The 19274-nt window shown below is 59.2% G+C and carries 17 protein-coding genes; all 17 read left to right on the top strand.

Annotated features, from left to right (window positions below; genetic code table 11):
* Window positions 1-75 precede the first annotated feature (75 nt).
* The 17 genes from KB449_RS14385 (at window position 76) to ymfI (ending at window position 19225) form a co-directional block, all read left to right on the top strand.
* Window positions 76-1356, top strand: coding sequence for a M16 family metallopeptidase (locus KB449_RS14385; RefSeq protein ID WP_282909042.1), 1281 nt, complete (start codon window positions 76-78; stop codon window positions 1354-1356).
* The gene (dut, locus tag KB449_RS14380; RefSeq protein ID WP_282909041.1) at window positions 1319-1762 is read left to right on the top strand and encodes a dUTP diphosphatase; all 444 of its coding nucleotides are present in this window, start codon (window positions 1319-1321) and stop codon (window positions 1760-1762) included. The genes KB449_RS14385 and dut overlap by 38 nt, the downstream gene beginning before the upstream one ends.
* 107 nt (window positions 1763-1869) lie before the next feature.
* Window positions 1870-2499 carry a sigma-70 family RNA polymerase sigma factor gene (locus KB449_RS14375; RefSeq protein ID WP_282909040.1) on the top strand — a complete coding sequence of 210 codons (630 nt, stop codon included), beginning with the start codon at window positions 1870-1872 and terminating at the stop codon, window positions 2497-2499.
* On the top strand, window positions 2462-3820 hold the full coding sequence (locus tag KB449_RS14370) for a DUF4179 domain-containing protein (RefSeq protein WP_282909039.1): 1359 nt from the start codon (window positions 2462-2464) through the stop codon (window positions 3818-3820). Before KB449_RS14375 ends, KB449_RS14370 begins: the two co-directional genes overlap by 38 nt.
* Before the next feature lie 218 nt (window positions 3821-4038).
* On the top strand, window positions 4039-4935 hold the full coding sequence (gene dpsA / locus KB449_RS14365) for a dipicolinate synthase subunit DpsA (protein ID WP_282909038.1): 897 nt from the start codon (window positions 4039-4041) through the stop codon (window positions 4933-4935).
* A complete protein-coding gene (locus KB449_RS14360; RefSeq protein ID WP_282909037.1) occupies window positions 4932-5528 on the top strand; it encodes a dipicolinate synthase subunit B in 597 nt (198 codons plus the stop codon). Before dpsA ends, KB449_RS14360 begins: the two co-directional genes overlap by 4 nt.
* Window positions 5529-5577: 49 nt before the next feature.
* Window positions 5578-6618: an aspartate-semialdehyde dehydrogenase gene (locus tag KB449_RS14355; RefSeq protein WP_282909036.1), complete on the top strand. Its 1041-nt coding sequence runs from the start codon at window positions 5578-5580 to the stop codon at window positions 6616-6618.
* 133 nt (window positions 6619-6751) lie between these two features.
* Window positions 6752-7969: an aspartate kinase gene (dapG, locus tag KB449_RS14350; protein WP_282909035.1), complete on the top strand. Its 1218-nt coding sequence runs from the start codon at window positions 6752-6754 to the stop codon at window positions 7967-7969.
* A gap of 56 nt (window positions 7970-8025) precedes the next feature.
* The gene (gene dapA / locus KB449_RS14345; RefSeq protein WP_282909034.1) at window positions 8026-8901 is read left to right on the top strand and encodes a 4-hydroxy-tetrahydrodipicolinate synthase; all 876 of its coding nucleotides are present in this window, start codon (window positions 8026-8028) and stop codon (window positions 8899-8901) included.
* 235 nt (window positions 8902-9136) lie between these two features.
* A complete protein-coding gene (locus tag KB449_RS14340) occupies window positions 9137-10816 on the top strand; it encodes a ribonuclease J (RefSeq protein WP_282909033.1) in 1680 nt (559 codons plus the stop codon).
* Window positions 10817-11061: 245 nt separating this feature from the next.
* Window positions 11062-11814: a ClpP family protease gene (locus tag KB449_RS14335; RefSeq protein WP_282909032.1), complete on the top strand. Its 753-nt coding sequence runs from the start codon at window positions 11062-11064 to the stop codon at window positions 11812-11814.
* Window positions 11811-12083: a YlzJ-like family protein gene (locus KB449_RS14330; RefSeq protein ID WP_282909031.1), complete on the top strand. Its 273-nt coding sequence runs from the start codon at window positions 11811-11813 to the stop codon at window positions 12081-12083. Before KB449_RS14335 ends, KB449_RS14330 begins: the two co-directional genes overlap by 4 nt.
* A 78-nt stretch (window positions 12084-12161) precedes the next feature.
* Window positions 12162-14858, top strand: a complete 2697-nt coding sequence (locus tag KB449_RS14325; protein WP_282909030.1) for an FtsK/SpoIIIE family DNA translocase — start codon at window positions 12162-12164, stop codon at window positions 14856-14858.
* Window positions 14859-14993: 135 nt separating this feature from the next.
* Window positions 14994-15794, top strand: coding sequence for a spore cortex-lytic enzyme (gene sleB, locus KB449_RS14320; RefSeq protein ID WP_282909029.1), 801 nt, complete (start codon window positions 14994-14996; stop codon window positions 15792-15794).
* A gap of 128 nt (window positions 15795-15922) precedes the next feature.
* A complete protein-coding gene (gene yfmF / locus KB449_RS14315; RefSeq protein WP_282912818.1) occupies window positions 15923-17182 on the top strand; it encodes an EF-P 5-aminopentanol modification-associated protein YfmF in 1260 nt (419 codons plus the stop codon).
* Window positions 17169-18455 (top strand): EF-P 5-aminopentanol modification-associated protein YfmH, encoded by a 1287-nt coding sequence (gene yfmH, locus KB449_RS14310; protein ID WP_282909028.1) that lies wholly within the window; start codon window positions 17169-17171, stop codon window positions 18453-18455. The genes yfmF and yfmH overlap by 14 nt, the downstream gene beginning before the upstream one ends.
* Window positions 18452-19225: an elongation factor P 5-aminopentanone reductase gene (gene ymfI, locus KB449_RS14305; protein ID WP_282909027.1), complete on the top strand. Its 774-nt coding sequence runs from the start codon at window positions 18452-18454 to the stop codon at window positions 19223-19225. The genes yfmH and ymfI overlap by 4 nt, the downstream gene beginning before the upstream one ends.
* The last annotated feature ends 49 nt before the right edge of the window (window positions 19226-19274 follow it).

Raw genomic sequence — 19274 nt, 5'->3', positions numbered from 1 at the left:
TTGCGGCGCATCTTCGGTTGTGGGGGATGTCGATTTTTGATATCATGTTATCATTCATGGCAAGGGGGAGAACGGTTGAACAAGTACACGCTGAAGAACGGCTTGCGCGTGATGATTGAGAATATCCCGACCAGCAGGTCGGTTGCGTTCGGCATTTGGGTGAAAACGGGGTCCCGATACGAGACGATCGCCGACAACGGAATTTCGCATTTCGTCGAGCATATGCTGTTCAAAGGTACGCGCCGCCACTCGGCGAAGGATATCGCCGACCGCTTCGACGGAATCGGCGGCAACGTTAACGCCTTCACCGCCAAGGAATACACCTGCTATTACGCCAAGGTTCTCGATCAGCACCTGCCGATCGCCGTGGACATTTTATCGGACATGTTCTTCGAATCCCAGCTCGCCGAAGAAGAGCTGGCCAAGGAAAAGAACGTGATTCTCGAAGAGATCGCCATGTACGACGATACGCCGGACGACACGGTTCACGATCTGGCCTCTACGGCCGCTTACGGCGATCATCCGCTGGCCTATTCGATTTTGGGAACCGCCGAGCGCTTGCACGCGATGGGACCGGACGATCTGCGGGATTATATGACTCGCCGGTACACGATCGATAATACGGTCGTCAGCCTCGCCGGCAACGTGGACGAGAGCGTGCTGGAACTGCTCGAAAAGCATTTCGGCGACTTTGCCATACATTCGGAAGCGCCGATGCTTACTGTACCGGACTTCAGGCCGGATGCGTTGTTCCATGCCAAAAAGACGGAGCAGAACCATCTGTGCCTTACGTTTCCTGGCTGCCCGATCGACGATCCCAAGATGTACGCGATGACGCTGCTCAACAATGCGATCGGCGGCGGGATGAGTTCGCGTCTGTTCCAGGAGATCCGGGAAAAGCGCGGGCTCGCCTATTCGGTCTATTCGTACCATACGAGCTACGCGGACAGCGGGTTGTTCACCGTATACGCGGGTACGGCGCCGAAGCAGACGAGGGACGTATACGATCTGACGATGGAGATGCTCTCCGAAGTCCATGCCAAAGGATTGAGCGAAGCCGAAGTGAACCGCGGCAAGGAGCAGCTCAAGGGCAACCTGATCCTGAGTCTCGAGAGCACGAGCAGCCGCATGAACCGGCTCGGCAAAAACGAGCTGATGCTCGGACGCCATCTGACGCTCGACGAGATGATCGAGCGGATCGACGCGGTCAAGATGGAAGATGTCGCGCAAATGATGGACCGTATTATGAGCCAGCCTGCGGCTTTGGCGCTCGTCGGCTCGCAAGAAAAGGTGTTGTCGGGAATAGGGAGGGAATTCGTTGTATCCAATCCAGTTGAAGCGGCTGCCGGGGAATGAAGACGTTCCGCTGCCGCGCCGCATGTCCGAATGGGCTGCGGGGTTTGACCTTCATGCCGCCGTGGCCGAGCCGGTCGTGCTCGCGCCGGGCGACAGGGCACTGATTCCGGCGGGCTTCGCCATGGCGATGCCTGCGGAACTTGAAGCCCAGATCAGACCGCGCAGCGGTCTGGCCTATAAGCACGGGATTACCTGCTTGAACTCGCCGGGCACGATCGATGCCGATTACCGGGGCGAGGTTAAGGTGCTGCTCGTGAACCTGGGGCAGCAGCCCTTCGCGATCGAGCGCGGCGAGCGCATCGCGCAGATGGTATTCCAGCGGGTGCCTCAGGTGACGATCGAGGAGACCGACGAGCTTCCGGATACGGTGCGCGGCGCCGGCGGCTTCGGCCATACGGGCGTTTGAGTTAAAAGTCTTGCAGGGCGTGCGCGCCCTGCAAGACTTTTTTTTATGGCCTGCGAAACCGTTGGCGGCTGTTGCCAGTCTAATGTTTGGAATGGAGGTCGGGTCGCTTGAATGAAGACGGAGACGCGGGATTAATGGGGCAGCGGTCGCCAGACGGTCTGCACGTACTGCAAGCTACGGAACTGGAAGCGGACGGGCTGCTTGTCCTGCGGGCAAAAAACGGCGACGACGAGGCTTTTCTTGATCTGATGGGCAGGGCGCGTAGAACGATGCTGCGCGTTGCGCTCGCATATTTGCATAACGAGGATGCGGCGCTGGAAGCGATCCAGGAGACGACTTGTCGTGCCTATGCCAAACTGCCGAGCTTGAAGCAACCGACTTTTTTCAAAACGTGGCTGGTACGTATCTTGATGAATGTGTGCGCGGATGAGCAAAAGCGTCGCAAGAGGCTAAGGCCGGTTGAAAAATGGCCGGAAGCGGCCGCATCCGATGCGGGCCACGGGGAAGCAATGAAGTTCGAAGAAGCGGTTGCGGGACTTGCTCCCAAATGGAAACAGGTCGTCGTTTTAAAGTATGCGGAGGACATGACGATAAGCGATATCGCCATGCTGCTGGGGCATCCGGAGGGAACGGTTAAAGCTTGGCTGAATAGAGCGCTCGCACAATTAAGGCGGGAGCTTGGGAAGGAGGGGACGCTGGATGGAAACGGAACGGCGCATTTTTTGGGCGCGGATTGAGGAGCGGACCTCGGACTCCGATCTGCTCCGGAAGGCGGACGATGCGATTATGGCGGGACTGGCGTCGGGCCAAGCGCTTGTTCGAAGGCGACGAAGGAAGTTTCAGAAAAGGTTTTTGGCTTTTGCTGCGGCAAGTTGTTTTCTCATCGTCTGCTTCGCTTCCATCCGGGTATCCCCCGCATTTGCTTCGGCCATTCGGCAGATTCCAGGCATGGAGGCGCTCGTCGAGGCGATCCGCCACGATTATCCAAGCGACGATACGCTGCAGGATGCCATAGACAATGGCTATCTGCAAAAAGTGGACGTGTCCGACGAGCATGACGGACTGAAGTTTACGGTGGAGGGAATCGTCGCCGACAAGGCTCGTATGGTGCTCGTATACACGTTGGAAGGACTCGCGCCCGGCGAACAAATGTCCGTACAGGACATCGACTGGAAAGATGGTTCGGGACGTAAGCTGGGGCTGAGCTATGGAACGGCCGGCTATGTTCAAGGCACGGAGGAGGCGCGATCCCAGACAGACTCGATCGAGATTTTATTTCCGGAGCGCGAGCCGCTGCCTGATGTGATGGGAATGTCGGTCAAGCTGAGGAATGCGACTTACGCCGTTACTTTTCCCATCGACAAGAAGCTATTCGCCGGAAACGAACGTACGATCCCGCTGGACGAAACCATTGAGGTCGACGGACAACGCATCGTGATCGAGAAGGCTCGAATCTCGCCGCTGCGAATCGCGATCGAAGGCTATTGTGAAGAAAGCAACACGAAAGCGATATTCGGTGCCGGGGACATGCTTATCGTGGACGACGCCGGCAAGGAATGGGGTCTCCCGAGTTTTAGCATGGGCGCGGCCGAGAAGAATGAGGCGCACTTCGAATTTAAGAGCAGTTATTTCCGCAATCCCAAGAAGCTGTATCTGACCGGCTCCTGGTTCAGAGCTGTCGACAAGGGCAAGCTTCTTCTGGTCGTCGACACGGATAAGAAGTCGATCGTTCAAGCGCCGGATGGCCAGGTGGCGGTGGCAGACGTAAGTACAAGTTTTGGAAAAACGTTTGTTACGTTCAAGCTTAACCTGTCGCGTAAAGACGACAACATGGGATACATGCTGCTTGCGGGGCCTTTCGTCGACGCGGCTGGGAAAAAGGGGACGGCTACTGCAATGGGAACGTCAATGGGCTTCGCGGGCGGAGAATACATGCACGAAGAAGATCGCTACGAACTTTCGTCCGGCGATTACGTCCAACCGTTGACCTTCGACGTGTACATGTATCCGCAATACATTGAGAAGCCGTATCGAATCGAAATACCGCTGGATCAATAATTTTATTCCGCGCGAGGCGACTGTCGCTTCGCGCATTTTCGTCGCCCTTTGCCTTTCCCCGCGTATCCGCACCCGCCGGGAGGCGTCTGCATACGATGTGCTATGCAAGTCGCGATGCTTGCCGCCCGAGCCGCGACGACATCGCCCGGGAGGCATTCGATCTCGGCCGTCTGCGCTGAGGATGCCGGCAGGCGCCAAGGTCAAAGGAGGGAGAAGTCATGCTTACGGGCGTGCATATTATCGTCGCCGGAGGCGACGCGCGGCAGCTCGAAGTCATAAGGCGGCTTACCGAACTGGATGCGACGGTAACGCTGATGGGATTCGAGCGTCTCGACACGCCTTTTTCGGGCGTGACCAAGACGGAGTGGACCCCGGACGCGCTGCGAGGCGCGGACGCGCTGTTGCTGCCGGTGGCCGGAACGGAAGAGGACGGTGCGATCTCGGCGATTTTCACGGATCAAGAACTGAAGTTTACGGACGACTATGCCGCCGCACTGCCGAAAACGTGCAAAATCTATACCGGACTTGCAAGACCCTATTTGCGCAAGCTCGGAGAGAAGCACCGGCTGACGGTCGTAGAGTTGTTCGAGCGGGACGACGTAGCCATTTACAATTCGATACCGACGGCGGAAGGCGCCTTGATGATGGCGATTCAGCATACGGATATTACGATCCACGGTTCGAGATGCATGGTGCTCGGACTCGGCCGGACGGGGATGACGATGGCCCGTACGCTGCAGGGATTGGGAGCGGTCGTGATGGCTGGCGTGCGTCGGGAAGACGCATTCGCAAGGGCGTACGAGATGGGCTTCGAGCCCTTCTATATCGCTGATTTGGCGCGTCTGGCGGGGAATATTGACTTGATTTTTAATACGATACCGAATATGATAGTCACAGCACAAGTGATCTCCAAACTTCCCCTTCGCGCGGTCATTATCGACCTTGCATCCAAGCCCGGCGGCACCGACTTCCGCTTCGCGGAGAAGCGCGGCATCAAGGCGCTTCTGGCACCCGGATTGCCCGGCATCGTCGCCCCCAAGACGGCAGGACGCATCATCGCGAACAGTCTGTGCCAGAGCATTCTGGACGACTACAAACAGGGGGAAGCGCCATGAATTGGCAAGGAATCACGGTCGGATACGCGTTATCCGGCTCGCACTGCACGCTGCCGGAGATCATGCCTCAGATCCAGCGCTTCGTAGATGCCGGAGCGAACGTCGTGCCGGTTGTCAGCCAGAGCGTGCTGACGACGGACACCCGCTTCGGGGCATCGGCGCATTGGCGATCGGAGTTGACCCGCATGACGGGCAACGAGATCATCAGTACGATCGTGGACGCCGAGCCGCTCGGTCCTTCCAAGCGATTCGACGTGATGATCATCGCGCCTTGCACGGGCAATACGACGAGCAAGCTGGCCAATGCGATGACAGACGGACCGGTGCTGATGGCCGCCAAGGCCCAGATGCGCAACGGAAAGCCGCTCGTGCTGGCGATCTCCACGAACGACGGACTTGGCCTTAACGCCGCGAATATCGCGAAGCTGCTCGTCGCGAAGAATATTTTCTTCGTGCCGTTCGGCCAGGACAATCCGCAGCAGAAGCCCAACTCGCTTGTCGCCCGGATGGATCTGGCGATCGATACGTGCGAAGCGGCCCTTCAGGGCAAACAGCTGCAGCCGATGCTTATCGAACGGTTTTTATTCGCTTGAACTTATCCATATAGAGATTGTCGTTTGATTAGAGGGGAGAGTCATCATCATGTCTACGCCTACGTTGTTTAACGTCGCCGTCGTGGGAGCGACCGGCGCCGTTGGGGAACAGATCCTGAAGCAGCTCGCAGCGCGCAACTTCCCGATCAAGGAACTGAAGCTTCTCTCTTCGGCGCGCTCCGCCGGAACGAAGATCGAATTTAAAGGCCGGACCTATACGGTCGAAGAGGCGACGCCGGACAGCTTCAAGGGCGTCGAGATCGCGCTTTTCAGCGCGGGCGGAGACGTATCCAAGGCGCTTATTCCACATGCGATCGAGCATGGAGCCGTGTGCATCGACAATACGAACGCTTACCGCATGGACCCGACGACGCCGCTCGTCGTGCCCGAGGTTAACATCGGCAAGGTTGCGGAGCACAAGGGCGTCATTGCGAACCCGAACTGCTCGACGATCCAGATGGTCGCCGCGCTTAAGCCGCTATACGACCGGTACGGCATTTCCCGCATCATCGTATCGACGTACCAAGCCGTTTCCGGCGCCGGCGCGCGCGCGATCGACGAGATGCTTCGGCAGTCGAAGGAAGTGCTCGCGGGCAACGATCCGCAGCCGGACATTTTGCCGGTAGGATCGCTGCCTGTCAAGCATCAGATCGCCTTCAACGCGATTCCGCAGATCGACAAGTTCCAGGACAACGGCTTCACGCTCGAAGAGATGAAGATGATCCGGGAAACGAAAAAGATCATGGACGACGACACGCTCGAAGTCACCGCGACTTGCGTACGGATTCCGGTGGTGTACGGCCACTCCGAGTCGGTCTACGTCGAGCTCAAGCAAGACTTCGACATCGGCGAGATCAAGACTTTGCTCGCCGGCTCGCCGGGCATCGTGCTCCAGGACGATCCGGACAGCCAGCTTTATCCGCTTGCGACCGATGCGGCGGGCAAGAACGAAGTATTCGTCGGACGCGTCCGGCGCGACCTGTCCAACCCGCGCGCGCTTAATCTGTGGATCGTATCCGACAATCTGCTCAAAGGCGCAGCTTGGAACGCCGTTCAGATCGCCGAACACATCGCAGCTTCGCGCGCCTAAATCGACAGCCCCCAGCCCTTCCCGAAGCCGGGGAGGGCTGGTCTGACGGTTGCGGTCTCATTCCCTCCCGTTTCTGAACGGCGCCCAGGACAAACGCGGTTCCGACATTTTCGAGGCGAGGAAGGATGCATCGATGGTTACGGTTCAAAAGTTCGGAGGGACGTCGCTGTCCGATGCTGATGCTCGGGGGCACGTCCTCCGTCATATTCGGCGAGAATACGAAGCCGGCGCCGGTCTGGTCGTCGTCGTGTCCGCAATGGGCCGGCGGGGCGAGCCGTATGCGACCGATACGCTGCTGGAGTGGATCGGCGCGAACGGCGCCGGCCTGGCCGAGCGGGAGAAGGACTTGCTGATGAGCTGCGGAGAGTTAATCTCCGCAGCTACTTTATGCAGTCTGCTTGGCGCCCATGATCTGCCTAGCGTCGTCTTAACGGGCGCGCAAGCCGGCATCGTTACGGATAACAAGTTCGGTGCCGCGCGTATCGTAGAGGTGAAGACCGAACGGATCCTTGCAAGCCTTGCGCAAGGCAAGATCGTCATCGTGACGGGATTTCAGGGCGCTACGGCAGACGGGGAGATCACCACGCTCGGGCGCGGCGGCAGCGATACGTCGGCTACCGCGCTCGGCGCCGCGCTTCAAGCGGACGTGGTGGACATCTACACGGACGTCGACGGCATTTTAACCGCGGATCCGCGGGTCGTGTCCGAAGCCCGTCAGCTCGCAGTCGTCAGTTACGACGAGATTTGCAACATGGCCCACAACGGGGCCAAGGTCATTCATCCGAGAGCTGTCGAGATTGCGATGAAAGCCGGCATCCCGGTGCGCGTTCGCTCCACCTTTTCAGACGGAGAGGGGACGCTCGTCACGCATGCCAACGCGGCCGAAGGCCATATCGGCTGGAGCGACCGGACGGTGACCGGGCTTGCGCATGTCAAAGGCGTCACGCAGATTGCGATATCCGCGGAAGGGACTGCGCTTAATCCGCAGCTTGAAGTATTTCGGTCGATGGCCAGGAATGGTATCAGCGTCGACTTTATAAACGTTATGCCTGCCGGCGTCCTTTATACGGTGACTGACGGCGACGCGCCGCTTGCGCTGCGGCTGCTCGCGGAGATGGGCTTTGAGCCTCGCGTCCGCAGCGGCTGTGCCAAGGTTTCGGTCATCGGCGGCGGCATGAACGGGGAACCGGGCGTCATGGCGAAGATCGTGGAGGCGCTTGCCGAGCGGCAGATCCCGATCCTGCAGTCCGCGGACTCGAATACGACGATCTGGGTGCTCGTGCGCGAGGAGGATATGGCGGCCGCCTTGTCGGCGCTCCATTCCGCTTTTGCCTTGCATGCGGTATCATGAAGTTTATAATGGATGAGACGATAGGGATCGGCATATAGACGAAGGAGGATACGGGTATGGATTTCGGCCGCCTGATTACAGCAATGGTGACGCCATTTAACGAGCAGTTGCAAATCGATTGGGAAGCGACCGGACGGCTGATCGACGAGCTCATCGAGGTTCAAAAGTCGGATAGTCTGGTCGTGTCGGGCACGACGGGCGAATCTCCGACATTGACCGAAGAGGAGAAGCTTGAGCTGTTCCGCTTCTCGGTACGCCGCGCCGCCGGACGCGCCAAGATCATCGCCGGCACGGGCAGCAACGACACGGCGCATTCCATTCATTTGAGCAAGATTGCCGAGGAAGCGGGCGTCGACGCTTTGCTGCTCGTCGCTCCTTACTACAATAAGCCGAACCAAGAGGGCCTGTACCTGCACTTCAAAGCGATCGCAGAATCGACGAAGCTGCCGGTTATTTTGTACAATGTGCCGGGCCGCACAGTCGTGAGCTTATCGACTGCTACTACGCTTAGGCTCGCGCAGCTTCCGAACGTTGTGGCAACCAAGGAATGCGCGTCCGTCGAACAAATTACCGAGCTGGTTGCGGGAGCGCCTGAAGGCTTTATCGTATACAGCGGAGACGACGGCATCACGCTTCCGACGCTGGCCGTAGGCGGCTATGGCATTATTAGCGTAGCGAGCCATGTCGTCGGCGCTGAAATGAAGCAATTGATCGATTCCTTCCTTGAAGGACGGATCGCGGAGGCTGCGCAGCTCAACGCCAAGCTTTTTCCGGTCTTCAAAGGCCTGTTCCAATGTCCGCATCCAGTGCCGAATCCCGTCGCCGTCAAGCATGCCCTGACAGCCAAAGGACTGAACGTAGGCGGCGTGAGACTGCCGCTCGCTCCCGCTACCGCAGAAGAACGGGCCTTTATCGAGGCCTTGTTTAACTGAAAGCCAATCGATCGATGGGTTTAATTCTATACGACATTCGAGCAACCGATGCCTGGCGGCATCGGTTTTGCGTTAAATGGAGAAATTAATCGCATTCGGCCGTATTCGTTAGCCTGACTTGTACGAGTGGATTGGCATCATGTATAATGGGGTGGAGTGAATGGGTGCGGCCAAAATTTGCAACTTGACAATTCCATAGATCGGGATCGTCGAATTATCGTAGGAGGTACTAGACTTGTCCAAGAAAAACAGCACAGACAAATTATTGATTTACGCGCTTGGCGGCGTCGGCGAGATCGGGAAAAATATGTATGTCGTTCAATACGGGAACGATATCGTCGTCGTCGACGCGGGCCTTAAATTTCCGGAAGAAGAGATGCTCGGCATCGACGTCGTCATTCCGGACATTACCCACCTGCTGGACAACCGCGAGAAGGTTCGCGGCATCCTCGTCACGCACGGTCACGAGGACCATATCGGCGGGCTTCCTTACGTACTGAAGCAACTGAACGTTCCGATCTACGCGACGCGCCTGACGACCGGACTGATCGAGAACAAGTTGAAGGAAGCGGGCCTGCTGGGCGATACCAAGCGCATTCTGATCACCGCAGATTCGGAAGTGCAGATGGGTTCGATCAAGGCTTCCTTCTTCCGTACGAACCACAGTATCCCGGACTCGGTCGGCGTTTGCCTCGAGACGCCCGAGGGCGTCGTCGTGCATACGGGCGACTTCAAGTTCGACCATACGCCGGTCAACGATCAGTACGCCGACCTGCAGCGGATGGCCGAGATCGGCAAGCGCGGCGTGCTCGCGCTGCTGTCGGACAGCACCAATGCGGAGCGCCCCGGATTCACGCCGTCGGAGAGCAATATCGGCAAGGAATTCGAGGAGATCTTCCGCCGTGCGAAGCAGCGCGTCGTCGTAGCTACGTTCGCTTCGAACGTCCATCGTGTTCAGCAGGTCATCAATGCCGCTGCCGAGACGCGCCGCAAGATGGCCGTCGTCGGCCGCAGCATGGTGAACGTCGTGACGATCGCATCGGAAATGGGATATCTTGACGTTCCGGAGGGCATGATCATCGAGCCCGAAGAAGTGAACAAGCTGCCGGCGGACCGCGTCGTGATCCTGTCGACCGGCAGTCAGGGAGAGCCGATGTCGGCGCTGTCTCGCATGGCTCGCTCTACGCACCGCAAAGTGGACATTCTTGCCGGCGACACCGTCATTATTTCGGCGACGCCTATTCCGGGCAACGAGAAATATGTCGGCCGAACTGTCGACGAGCTTATGCGCCTAGGCGCGCACGTCATTTACGGGCCAGGCTCCGTATCCGGCGTACACGTATCCGGACACGGCAGCCAGGAAGAGCTCAAGCTCATGCTCAACCTGATCCGTCCGCAGTATTTTATTCCGATTCACGGCGAATACCGGATGCTTCGGCATCATGCCCTGCTCGGCGAATCGGTCGGCATCGAGCGGGAGAACATTTTCCTGTGCGACATCGGCGACGTCGTCGAGTTTCAGAACGGAACCGCGCGCAAGGCGGGCAAGATTCCTTCTGGCAATGTTCTTATCGACGGACTGGGCGTTGGCGACGTGGGCAACATCGTACTTCGCGACCGCAAGCTGCTCTCCCAGGACGGCATCCTGGTCGTCGTCGTTACGCTGTCCAAGCAGGACGGCACGATTTTGTCGGGACCGGACATTATTTCCCGCGGCTTCGTATACGTTCGCGAATCCGAAGGCCTGCTTGAAGAAGCCAACCGCATCGTGACGGGGACGCTCCACAAGCTGATGAGCGACAACGTCAATGAATGGGCTTCGCTGAAGACCAACGTAAAGGATGCGCTCGGGCGTTTCCTCTACGAGCAAACGAGAAGAAGACCGATGATCCTGCCGATCATCATGGAAGTATAAACGAAAGCGCAAGCAACCCCTACACTCAAACCAAAGGCCGCCTGCCCAGGACATGTCCGGGCAGGCGGCCTTTTTGGCGCTTCGCCGAATCCTAGGCCGCGATAGCCATAGCGAATGGCGCCCCGTACGTATCCGCTTAAAATAGCATAATGTGAGCCTCAGCGTTCATACTATGTCGGACCGTTGTCGGCTGCGCTTTTGCGCAGCAGGACGATGATGGAGGATTCGGGAAGGAAGTGGCAACTTTGTCGAACAACGAAGCGCCCGGCACTTCGGAGCAGCCCGCAACGCCGGACGAAGCCCGCAAAGGCTCGGTCGCCGCGGAAAATATCGTTCAGTTGGGAACGGCGAGCGTGCCGCAGGCGGAGTCGAACGTTTTTTGCCTCACGATTATCGGGCAAGTCGAAGGCCATATGATGCTGCCGCCGCAGAACAAGACGACCAAGTACGAGCATGTGATTCCTCAGCTGGTAGCAGCCGAGCAAAGTTCGAAGGTTGAAGGCCTTCTCATCGTGTTGAACACAGTCGGGGGAGATGTCGAGGCGGGCCTTGCGATCGCGGAGATGATCTCTTCGCTGTCCAAACCGAAGGTGGCTGTCGTGTTAGGCGGAGGCCACTCGATCGGCGTGCCGATCGCCGTTGCGGCCGATTATACGCTGATAGCGGAAAGCGCGACGATGACGATTCATCCGATCCGCATGAACGGCCTTGTCATCGGCGTTCCGCAGACCTTCGAATACTTGGATAAAATGCAGGAGCGGGTCGTCCGCTTTGTCACCAGGCACAGCAGGGTTGGGGAGACGAAGTTTAAGGAACTGATGTTCAAAACGGGTGAGCTTGCCCGAGATATCGGTACGACGGTCGTCGGTCCGGATGCGGTATCGTACGGATTGATCGACGCGATCGGGGGAATCGGTGAAGCGCTTCGCGAGCTCAACCGACGAATCGCCGAGCGCAAGCTGGCGTTCGCCGCGCCGCAGGGAGGCGAAGTGCAATGACGCTGTACACGCCCATGCCGCTCGAACTTGTGCTTGAAGGGTGGAGCGACGGACAGGAACCTATGATCGAGGTGGAGTACGGCACGCTGCGTATGCTGCTTACGCCGGTCGCCCCCGGCGTCGGGAAGCTGGTGCGTCTGGTCTCGGCGCCGCTTGACACGTACTTGCTGCCCGCTTTCGAGCCGGGCAAGCTGATTTATTTCGGTGCGGCCTCGTCGAATATGGTAACGGGAACGCCGTCGATCGACGACGGGGAACGGGGACTTTAGGCTGTCCTGCGGCCGACGCTTCGGCTCATGCCTCTCTTCGGTAAACTATGGTATAATGGGTGACCGGAGGTGGCGTAATTGGCCAAGCGCAAACGAAAAAAGGATACGCTGGGCGCAAGCCTCAAATATGAGATTTACGGGATTCTGCTGATTACGATTTCCGTCATCGCGATGTACGGCGAGGCGGCGGGCGGGCGATCGCTCTCCAAGCTGTTCGGCTATTTGCTCGGCAAGTTTTATTTTTTGCTGCCGATCGCAGGGATCTGGCTCGGGCTTCACGTGATGATCCGCAGAGCCTGGCCGCGCGGATGGACGATACGCCGGAGCGGCTTCGTGATGGTCTGCTGCGGCTTGACGCTGCTGAGCGCCATGAGCTTCGTCGATTCGCGGCTCGGTCCGCTCGAAGCGATCCGCCCTTCGGCGATTTTCAGCCAGACGACGCATCAGCTTTACGAGCAGCTGTGGAACGCTCCTATCGAGAACGAAGCCCGGATCACAGGCAAGGATATCGGCGGCGGGCTGCTCGGGGCGATGCAATATTCGATTTTTTACTGGCTGTTCGGTTATTACGGAGCCAAGTTCGTTCTGATCGTGGAGTTCGTCATCGCGTTTATGCTGCTGACGAATCGCTCCTATATAGACATGATGAAGGGCATCCGTACGTTCGGCAAGCGTTTGTTGCCCCTGCTGGCGCAGCGGCTGTCGGGCGGCCGCAAGCTGGCCAGAGCCAAGGCTATTCCGGTGAAGCCGAGGTCGAAAAAAGGACAAGTGGCCGCCGCGATGGCGGCGATCGGCGACGACGACGATCTTCATGAGGGACCGGTACCGCGGGGCGCCGATGCAAGAAAGCCTTATTTCTTTCAGCTGTTCCACGGCAAGTCCGGAGGCGCAGAGACTGCGGAGCCGGACGATCTCGACGACGAGCCTGCGCTGTATCCATCTTCGCCGGCGGTCAACATCTCCGCCAGGCAGGAAGGGCGCGGCAGGGGCAAGAAAAAGGAAACGGAAATACCGGTCATTCCTGCGGAACAGCCGATCGTTCATTCGCCATACATAGAGCCCCAGGACGAATGGGAACCTGTGCCCGCGCAGCCGGATGCCGGCCCCCGCTTCCACGATTTTGCCGATCAGGTGCCTTCTTTCGAAGATGCCGACGAGTCCGCATGGAGCCAGTCCGAGATGGAACTGGACGACCCGGTAGGCCGCGAGGCTATGACGGATGCGAGCGCGTTGGCCGAGACGCCGGACGGCGACGCCGCTCCCGCGCCGGCTGCTGCGCCGGGAGGGGACGGCGCAGCAGCGGACGATGCTGCAGCGCCGGCCGCGCCGGCACCTGTCAAGCCCAAGCGGGTGTACCGGATGCCGCCGATCCATCTGCTTGGCAAGCCGCAGGGCGGCGGCAAAGGCGGGGCGGGCGACGGCGGGCGCGAGGTGGCGCGCAAACTGGAGGCCACGCTCGAGAGCTTCGGCGTACGCGCGAAGGTGCTCGATGTGGCCAGGGGCCCGGCGGTTACGCGCTATGAGCTGCAGCCGGACGTGGGCGTCAAGGTTAGCCGAATCGTCAGTCTGACCGATGATATCGCCCTGGCCCTGGCCGCGAAGGACATCCGGATGGAAGCGCCGATCCCGGGCAAGTCTGCAATCGGGATCGAGGTGCCGAACAACGAGGTCAGCGTCGTGACGCTTCGCGAGGTGCTCGAGACGCCGACGTTCCAGGAGGCGCCGAGCAAGCTGACGATCGCTTTCGGCAGAGATATCTCCGGGCAGCCGATCGTCGGCAATCTTGCCCGTATGCCGCATATGCTCGTGGCGGGCGCGACGGGCTCAGGCAAATCCGTGTGCATCAACGGGATCATTACCAGTCTGCTCTACAAAGCCAAGCCCGACGAAGTAAAGTTTCTGATGATCGATCCCAAGATGGTCGAGCTCAACGTGTACAACGGCATCCCGCATCTGCTCGCGCCGGTCGTGACGGACCCGCGCCGTGCTTCGCTCGCGCTCAAGAAGATCGTCGTCGAGATGGAAAAGCGCTACGAGAAATTTTCCAAGTCCGGTACGAGAAATATCGAGGGCTACAACAATCTGATGCTGAGCGGCGACAATCCGGACGGCGTGCTGCCGTATATCGTCGTCATCGTGGACGAACTCGCGGATCTGATGATGGTAGCGGCCGGCGACGTCGAAGACGCGATCTGCCGACTTGCGCAAATGGCCCGGGCGGCGGGCATTCATCTCATTATCGCGACGCAGCGGCCGTCCGTCGACGTCATCACGGGCGTCATCAAGGCGAATATTCCGAGCCGGATCGCCTTCGGCGTCTCCTCGCAGGTGGACTCCCGCACGATTCTCGACATGGTCGGAGCGGAGAAGCTGCTCGGACGCGGGGACATGCTTTTCCTGCCGATGGGCGCTTCCAAGCCGATACGCGTGCAAGGCGCATTTTTGTCGGACAACGAGGTCGAGTCCGTCGTCGCTTATTCCCGCGGCCAAGCCGAAGCGGAGTACAACGAGGAGCTCGTGCCGGAGATCGAGGAGTCGGACGACGCGGCGCACAACGAGCAGCTCGACGAGCTGTTCGATCAGGCGGTAGGCATCGTGCTTGAGGCCAAGCAGGCGTCGGTCTCGCTGCTGCAGCGGCGCATGCGCATCGGCTATACGCGGGCGGCGCGTCTGATCGACTCGATGGAGGCGAGAGGCGTCGTCGGTCCGTACGAAGGCAGCAAGCCCAGAGAAGTGCTCGTCACGCTCGAACAATTCCAGCAACGCTCCTCCTGACGCGTCGGGAGCGAGCGTTTTTTTTGTCCATGAATAGCCATCCATGACCTTCCTCATACTAACCTCACGCATGCCCGCGGTTCATCGGAGCCGGCGCGCACGATTTCGAAAAATGAGAGGAAGGCGTGAATCAAGATGCGCTATCGTTTAGTAATTTTGACCGTATGCCTCGTTTGCTGCCTCTTCGGCCTGTATACGCTGAATCGGCTCGACAAGCCCGAGGCCACGCGCGAGGCGTTCAGCAGCGCCGTCATCAAGAGCGGCGCTTCCGGCAAGGACGTGTACGAGCTGCAAGGAAGACTTAAATACTTAGGCTACTACAGCGGAAAAGTGGACGGTAACTTCGGGTCGACCACGCTGAATTCCGTGAAGTGGTTCCAGTGGAAGTTCGGCATGAAGGCGGACGGCGTCGTAGGCGGAAAAACGAAGCTGAAGCTTTGGGAAGCGACGAAGGACTGGAAGCCGACGGCGGCCGACCTCGGCAAGGAGACCGAGTCGAACCAAGGCTCGAATCAAAACGCCAACGCCGGCAATGGCGCTTCAAACGAAGCCAACCTGCCGGCATCGAACAATATGGGCTTGTCGGCCAATGATCTGAAGCTGATGGCGAACGCCGTTTACGGCGAATCGCGCGGCGAACCGTTCGAAGGACAAGTTGCGGTAGCCGCGGTGATCCTGAATCGCGTGCGCGCTTCGGAGTTCCCCAATACGGTATCGGGCGTCATCTTCCAACCGGGCGCCTTTACTGCGGTGGCGGACGGGCAGATCTATCTGACGCCGAACGAGACGGCTGCCAAAGCCGTCAAGGACGCGCTGTCGGGGTGGGATCCAACGGACGGCTGCCTGTATTATTTTAATCCGAAAACGGCGACATCGAAGTGGATCTGGTCGAGGCCGCAATACAAGACGATCGGACAGCATATTTTTTGCTACTGACCCTTTTTTCCTGCAGCGCCTTATTTGCTTCGGGCTTGACCATGCGCTAGAATGGGCTTAATCCAGAATCAGGGAAGGGGTCTGAGGCCTTGCAGACTGAAGTGTTCCAGCGCGGCGCTGTCGGCCGGATGCGAATCCACGTTTTGCCGACCACCCGATTCAAGACCTTTTCATTGTCGCTGTTCGCGGGCGTGCCGCTCGAGGAATCACGAGTTACGCCGGTCGCGCTCGCACCGTTCGTTCTTCGTCGCGGCACCCGCTCCTATCCGGAGACGATCCAGTTCCGCGAACGTCTCGACGAGCTTTACGGCGCCGGCTTCGGCTTCGACATTTACAAACGGGGCGACTACCAGATCGTTCAATTCCGCCTCGATATTATTAACGACGCATTCGTTTCTTCTAGTCAGTCGCTGCTTGAGGAGGCGCTTCGATTCCTTGGAGAGGCGCTGACGGAGCCTGCGATCGAGGGCGGCGCGTTCAGCACCAAGTACGTCGAATCGGAAAAGACGACCGTGCAGAAGCGCATCGAGTCCATTATTAACGATAAAATCCGATATGCCGCGGAACGGTGCCTCGAGGAGATGTGCAGGAACGAGCCCTACAGGCTGCTCGCGCTCGGCCGCAAGGAGGAGCTGCCGCAGATTACGCCGGCTTCCTTGTACGAGAGCTATCGCAAATGGCTGGACGAAGCGGTGTTCGACCTTTACGTATCCGGCGATACGTCGCTAGAGCAGGTGGCCGCGTGGGCGGGGCAGTACTTCAAGCTCCCTGACGGACAACCGGGCGCCTATCGCCCGGCCGAGATCAGACCCGCCTCGGAGGCACCCCGGACAATCGTCGAGCGGCTCGATGTCGGTCAAGGCAAACTCAATCTCGGTCTTCGGACCGGAATCGCGTATTCCGACGGCCGCTACCCGGATTTGCTCGTGTACAACGGCATTTTGGGCGCTTTCCCGCATTCCAAGTTATTCATTCACGTGCGCGAAAAAGCCAGTCTCGCCTATTATGCATCGTCGCGTCTCGATGGCCACAAGGGCTTGCTTACGATCCAGTCCGGCATCGAGATAGCCAACTATGAACGCGCGCTGGACATTATCCGCCAGCAGCTGGAGGAGATGCGCGCAGGCAACATCGAAGAGCAGGAACTGTCCAAGACGAAGGCGATGCTCGTCAATCAGCTGCGCGAGATTCAGGATTCGGCCTTCGAGCGGATCGCTTTCGATTATAACGGCGTCGTCTCCGGCAAGGAGCGCAGCGCGGACGAACTGATCGCTTCGATCGAGTCCGTTACGGCAGACAGCGCAGCCGCGGTCGCTGCGGGCGTCGGACTGGACACGATCTACTTCTTGCGCGACCTGAAGGAGGAGGCGGCCCATGTCCAAGCTTGATTATCCGAAGCTGCAGGAGACGCTGTACCATGAAGTGCTTGATAACGGGCTTGAGGTTTTCGTGCTGCCAAAGCCCGGATTTACGAAAACGTACGCGACCTTTACGACCAAATACGGCTCGGTAGACAATCATTTTCGCCCTGAAGGGCAAGCGGAACGATCCGTGCCGGACGGCATCGCCCACTTCCTGGAGCACAAAATGTTCGAAGAGCCCGAAGGCGACGTCTTTTCCCGCTTCGCCGAGCAGGGCGCTTCCGCGAATGCGTTCACAAGCTTCGATCGGACGTCTTATTTGTTTTCGACCGCGGGGGATCCGCTCGCGAGCCTGGATACGCTGCTCGATTTTGTGCAGAACCCTTACTTTACGGACGAGAACGTGGAAAAAGAGAAGGGCATCATCGTCCAGGAAATCAATATGTACAAGGACAATGCGGACTGGCGCGTCTATTTCGGCCTGATTGAAGCGCTGTACGCGAAGCACCCCGTGCATATCGACATCGCCGGGACGGAGGCTTCCGTCCGTTCGATTACGAAGGAGCAGCTCTACGACTGCTACCATACTTTTTATCATCCGTCCAATATGACGCTGTTCGTCGTAGGCGGGATCGATCCCGAGGAAACGCTCGAGCGCGTCCGTCGCAACCAGGGGCGCAAGACGTTCGCGCCCGGCGGAGAGATCGAGCGTCTGTTCGAAGCGGAGCCGGCAGCCGTTCAGGAGAACCGTCGTGTGGTGAAGCTGCCGGTGTCGCTCCCCAAGTGCATGATCGGCTTCAAGGAGTCCGGTCCGTTTCCCGAAGGGGAGGCAGGCATCCGCAGAGAGCTCGCGGCCAAGCTGATGCTTGACGTACTGATCGGCTCGAGCTCTCCGGCCTACCAGCGTCTGTATGACGACGGACTCATCTCGGACAGCTTCGGGCATGAGTATAATACGGGCCCCGGCTATGCCTTCACAGTCATCGGCGGGGATACGCGGGACCCCGACGAGCTGCTGAAGCGCGTCGCAGAGGCAATCGATGAGGCGATTAAGGGCGGACTGCCGCAAGCGTCGTTCGAACGAACGCGGGCTAAAAAAATTGGCGCCTATCTTCGAATGCTGAACAGTCCCGAAGCGATAGCGGGCGAATTTACCCGCTATCGCTTCAAGGGCGGGGATCTGTTCGATGTCGTGCGCTTGTACGAGAGCATCACGCTGGACGAAGTCCATGAGCGGCTTCGTCTGCTGGCCGATGCCGGCAGCAGATCGGTTTGCATCGTCCGGTCGGATGGCGAGTGACGATTAACCGGCTAGAGGCAAGCGGGCGGCAGGCGCCGTATTGCGCGCTCGTCACCGGCGCGTCCCGGGGCATCGGCGCTGCGGTCGCCCGCAGGCTGGCCCGGGAAGGCGTCGGTGTGATCGTGCATTATCACCGATCGCGCGAGCAAGCCGAAGCGGTGGCGGCGGAGTGCCTGGCTCTCGGCGCGCCGTTCGCGCAAGCGGCGGCCGCCGATGTCCGTTTAAGCGCCGATATCGCCGCGCTCAAGACCGGTCTCGAGCAAGCCGGCCGGATGCCGGACATTTTGGTGCATGCGGCCGGTATCGCGCATTACGGCTTGCTGGAGGATCTCGCGGAAGAAGCCTGGGACGATATTCAGCACGTTCACCTCAAAGCCGCCTACGGCCTGGCCAAGCGCTTCGGACCGACGATGTCGTGGCGGCGGCACGGCAGGATCGTGCACGTCAGCAGCGTCTGGGGCGTCGTTGGCGCAGCCGGCGAAGCCGCGTATTCCGCGGCCAAAGGCGGCTTGAACGGGCTGACCAAGGCGCTGGCGCGGGAGATGGCGTTGGCCGGCGTAACGGTAAATGCCGTCGCGCCGGGACTCGTGGATACGGATATGCTGGCTGAGCTGGAAGAAGCGGAGCTGGAGGCGCTCCGCGAGGAGGTCCCGATGAAGCGATTCGCGGATCCGGACGAAGTAGCGGAACTGATTCGCTTTTTAACGCTTGGCGGCGCCGGTTATATCACGGGTCAGGTGATCGGCCTTACGGGCGGCTGGCGAATGTAGCTGTTGGGCGAGTCGAATAAACTTAAGCGGCAGGGGACATCCTATCAGT

This window comes from Cohnella hashimotonis (assembly GCF_030014955.1).
Lineage (GTDB): Bacteria > Bacillota > Bacilli > Paenibacillales > Paenibacillaceae > Cohnella > Cohnella hashimotonis.
This window is presented reverse-complemented; position numbering and strand designations above follow the sequence as displayed.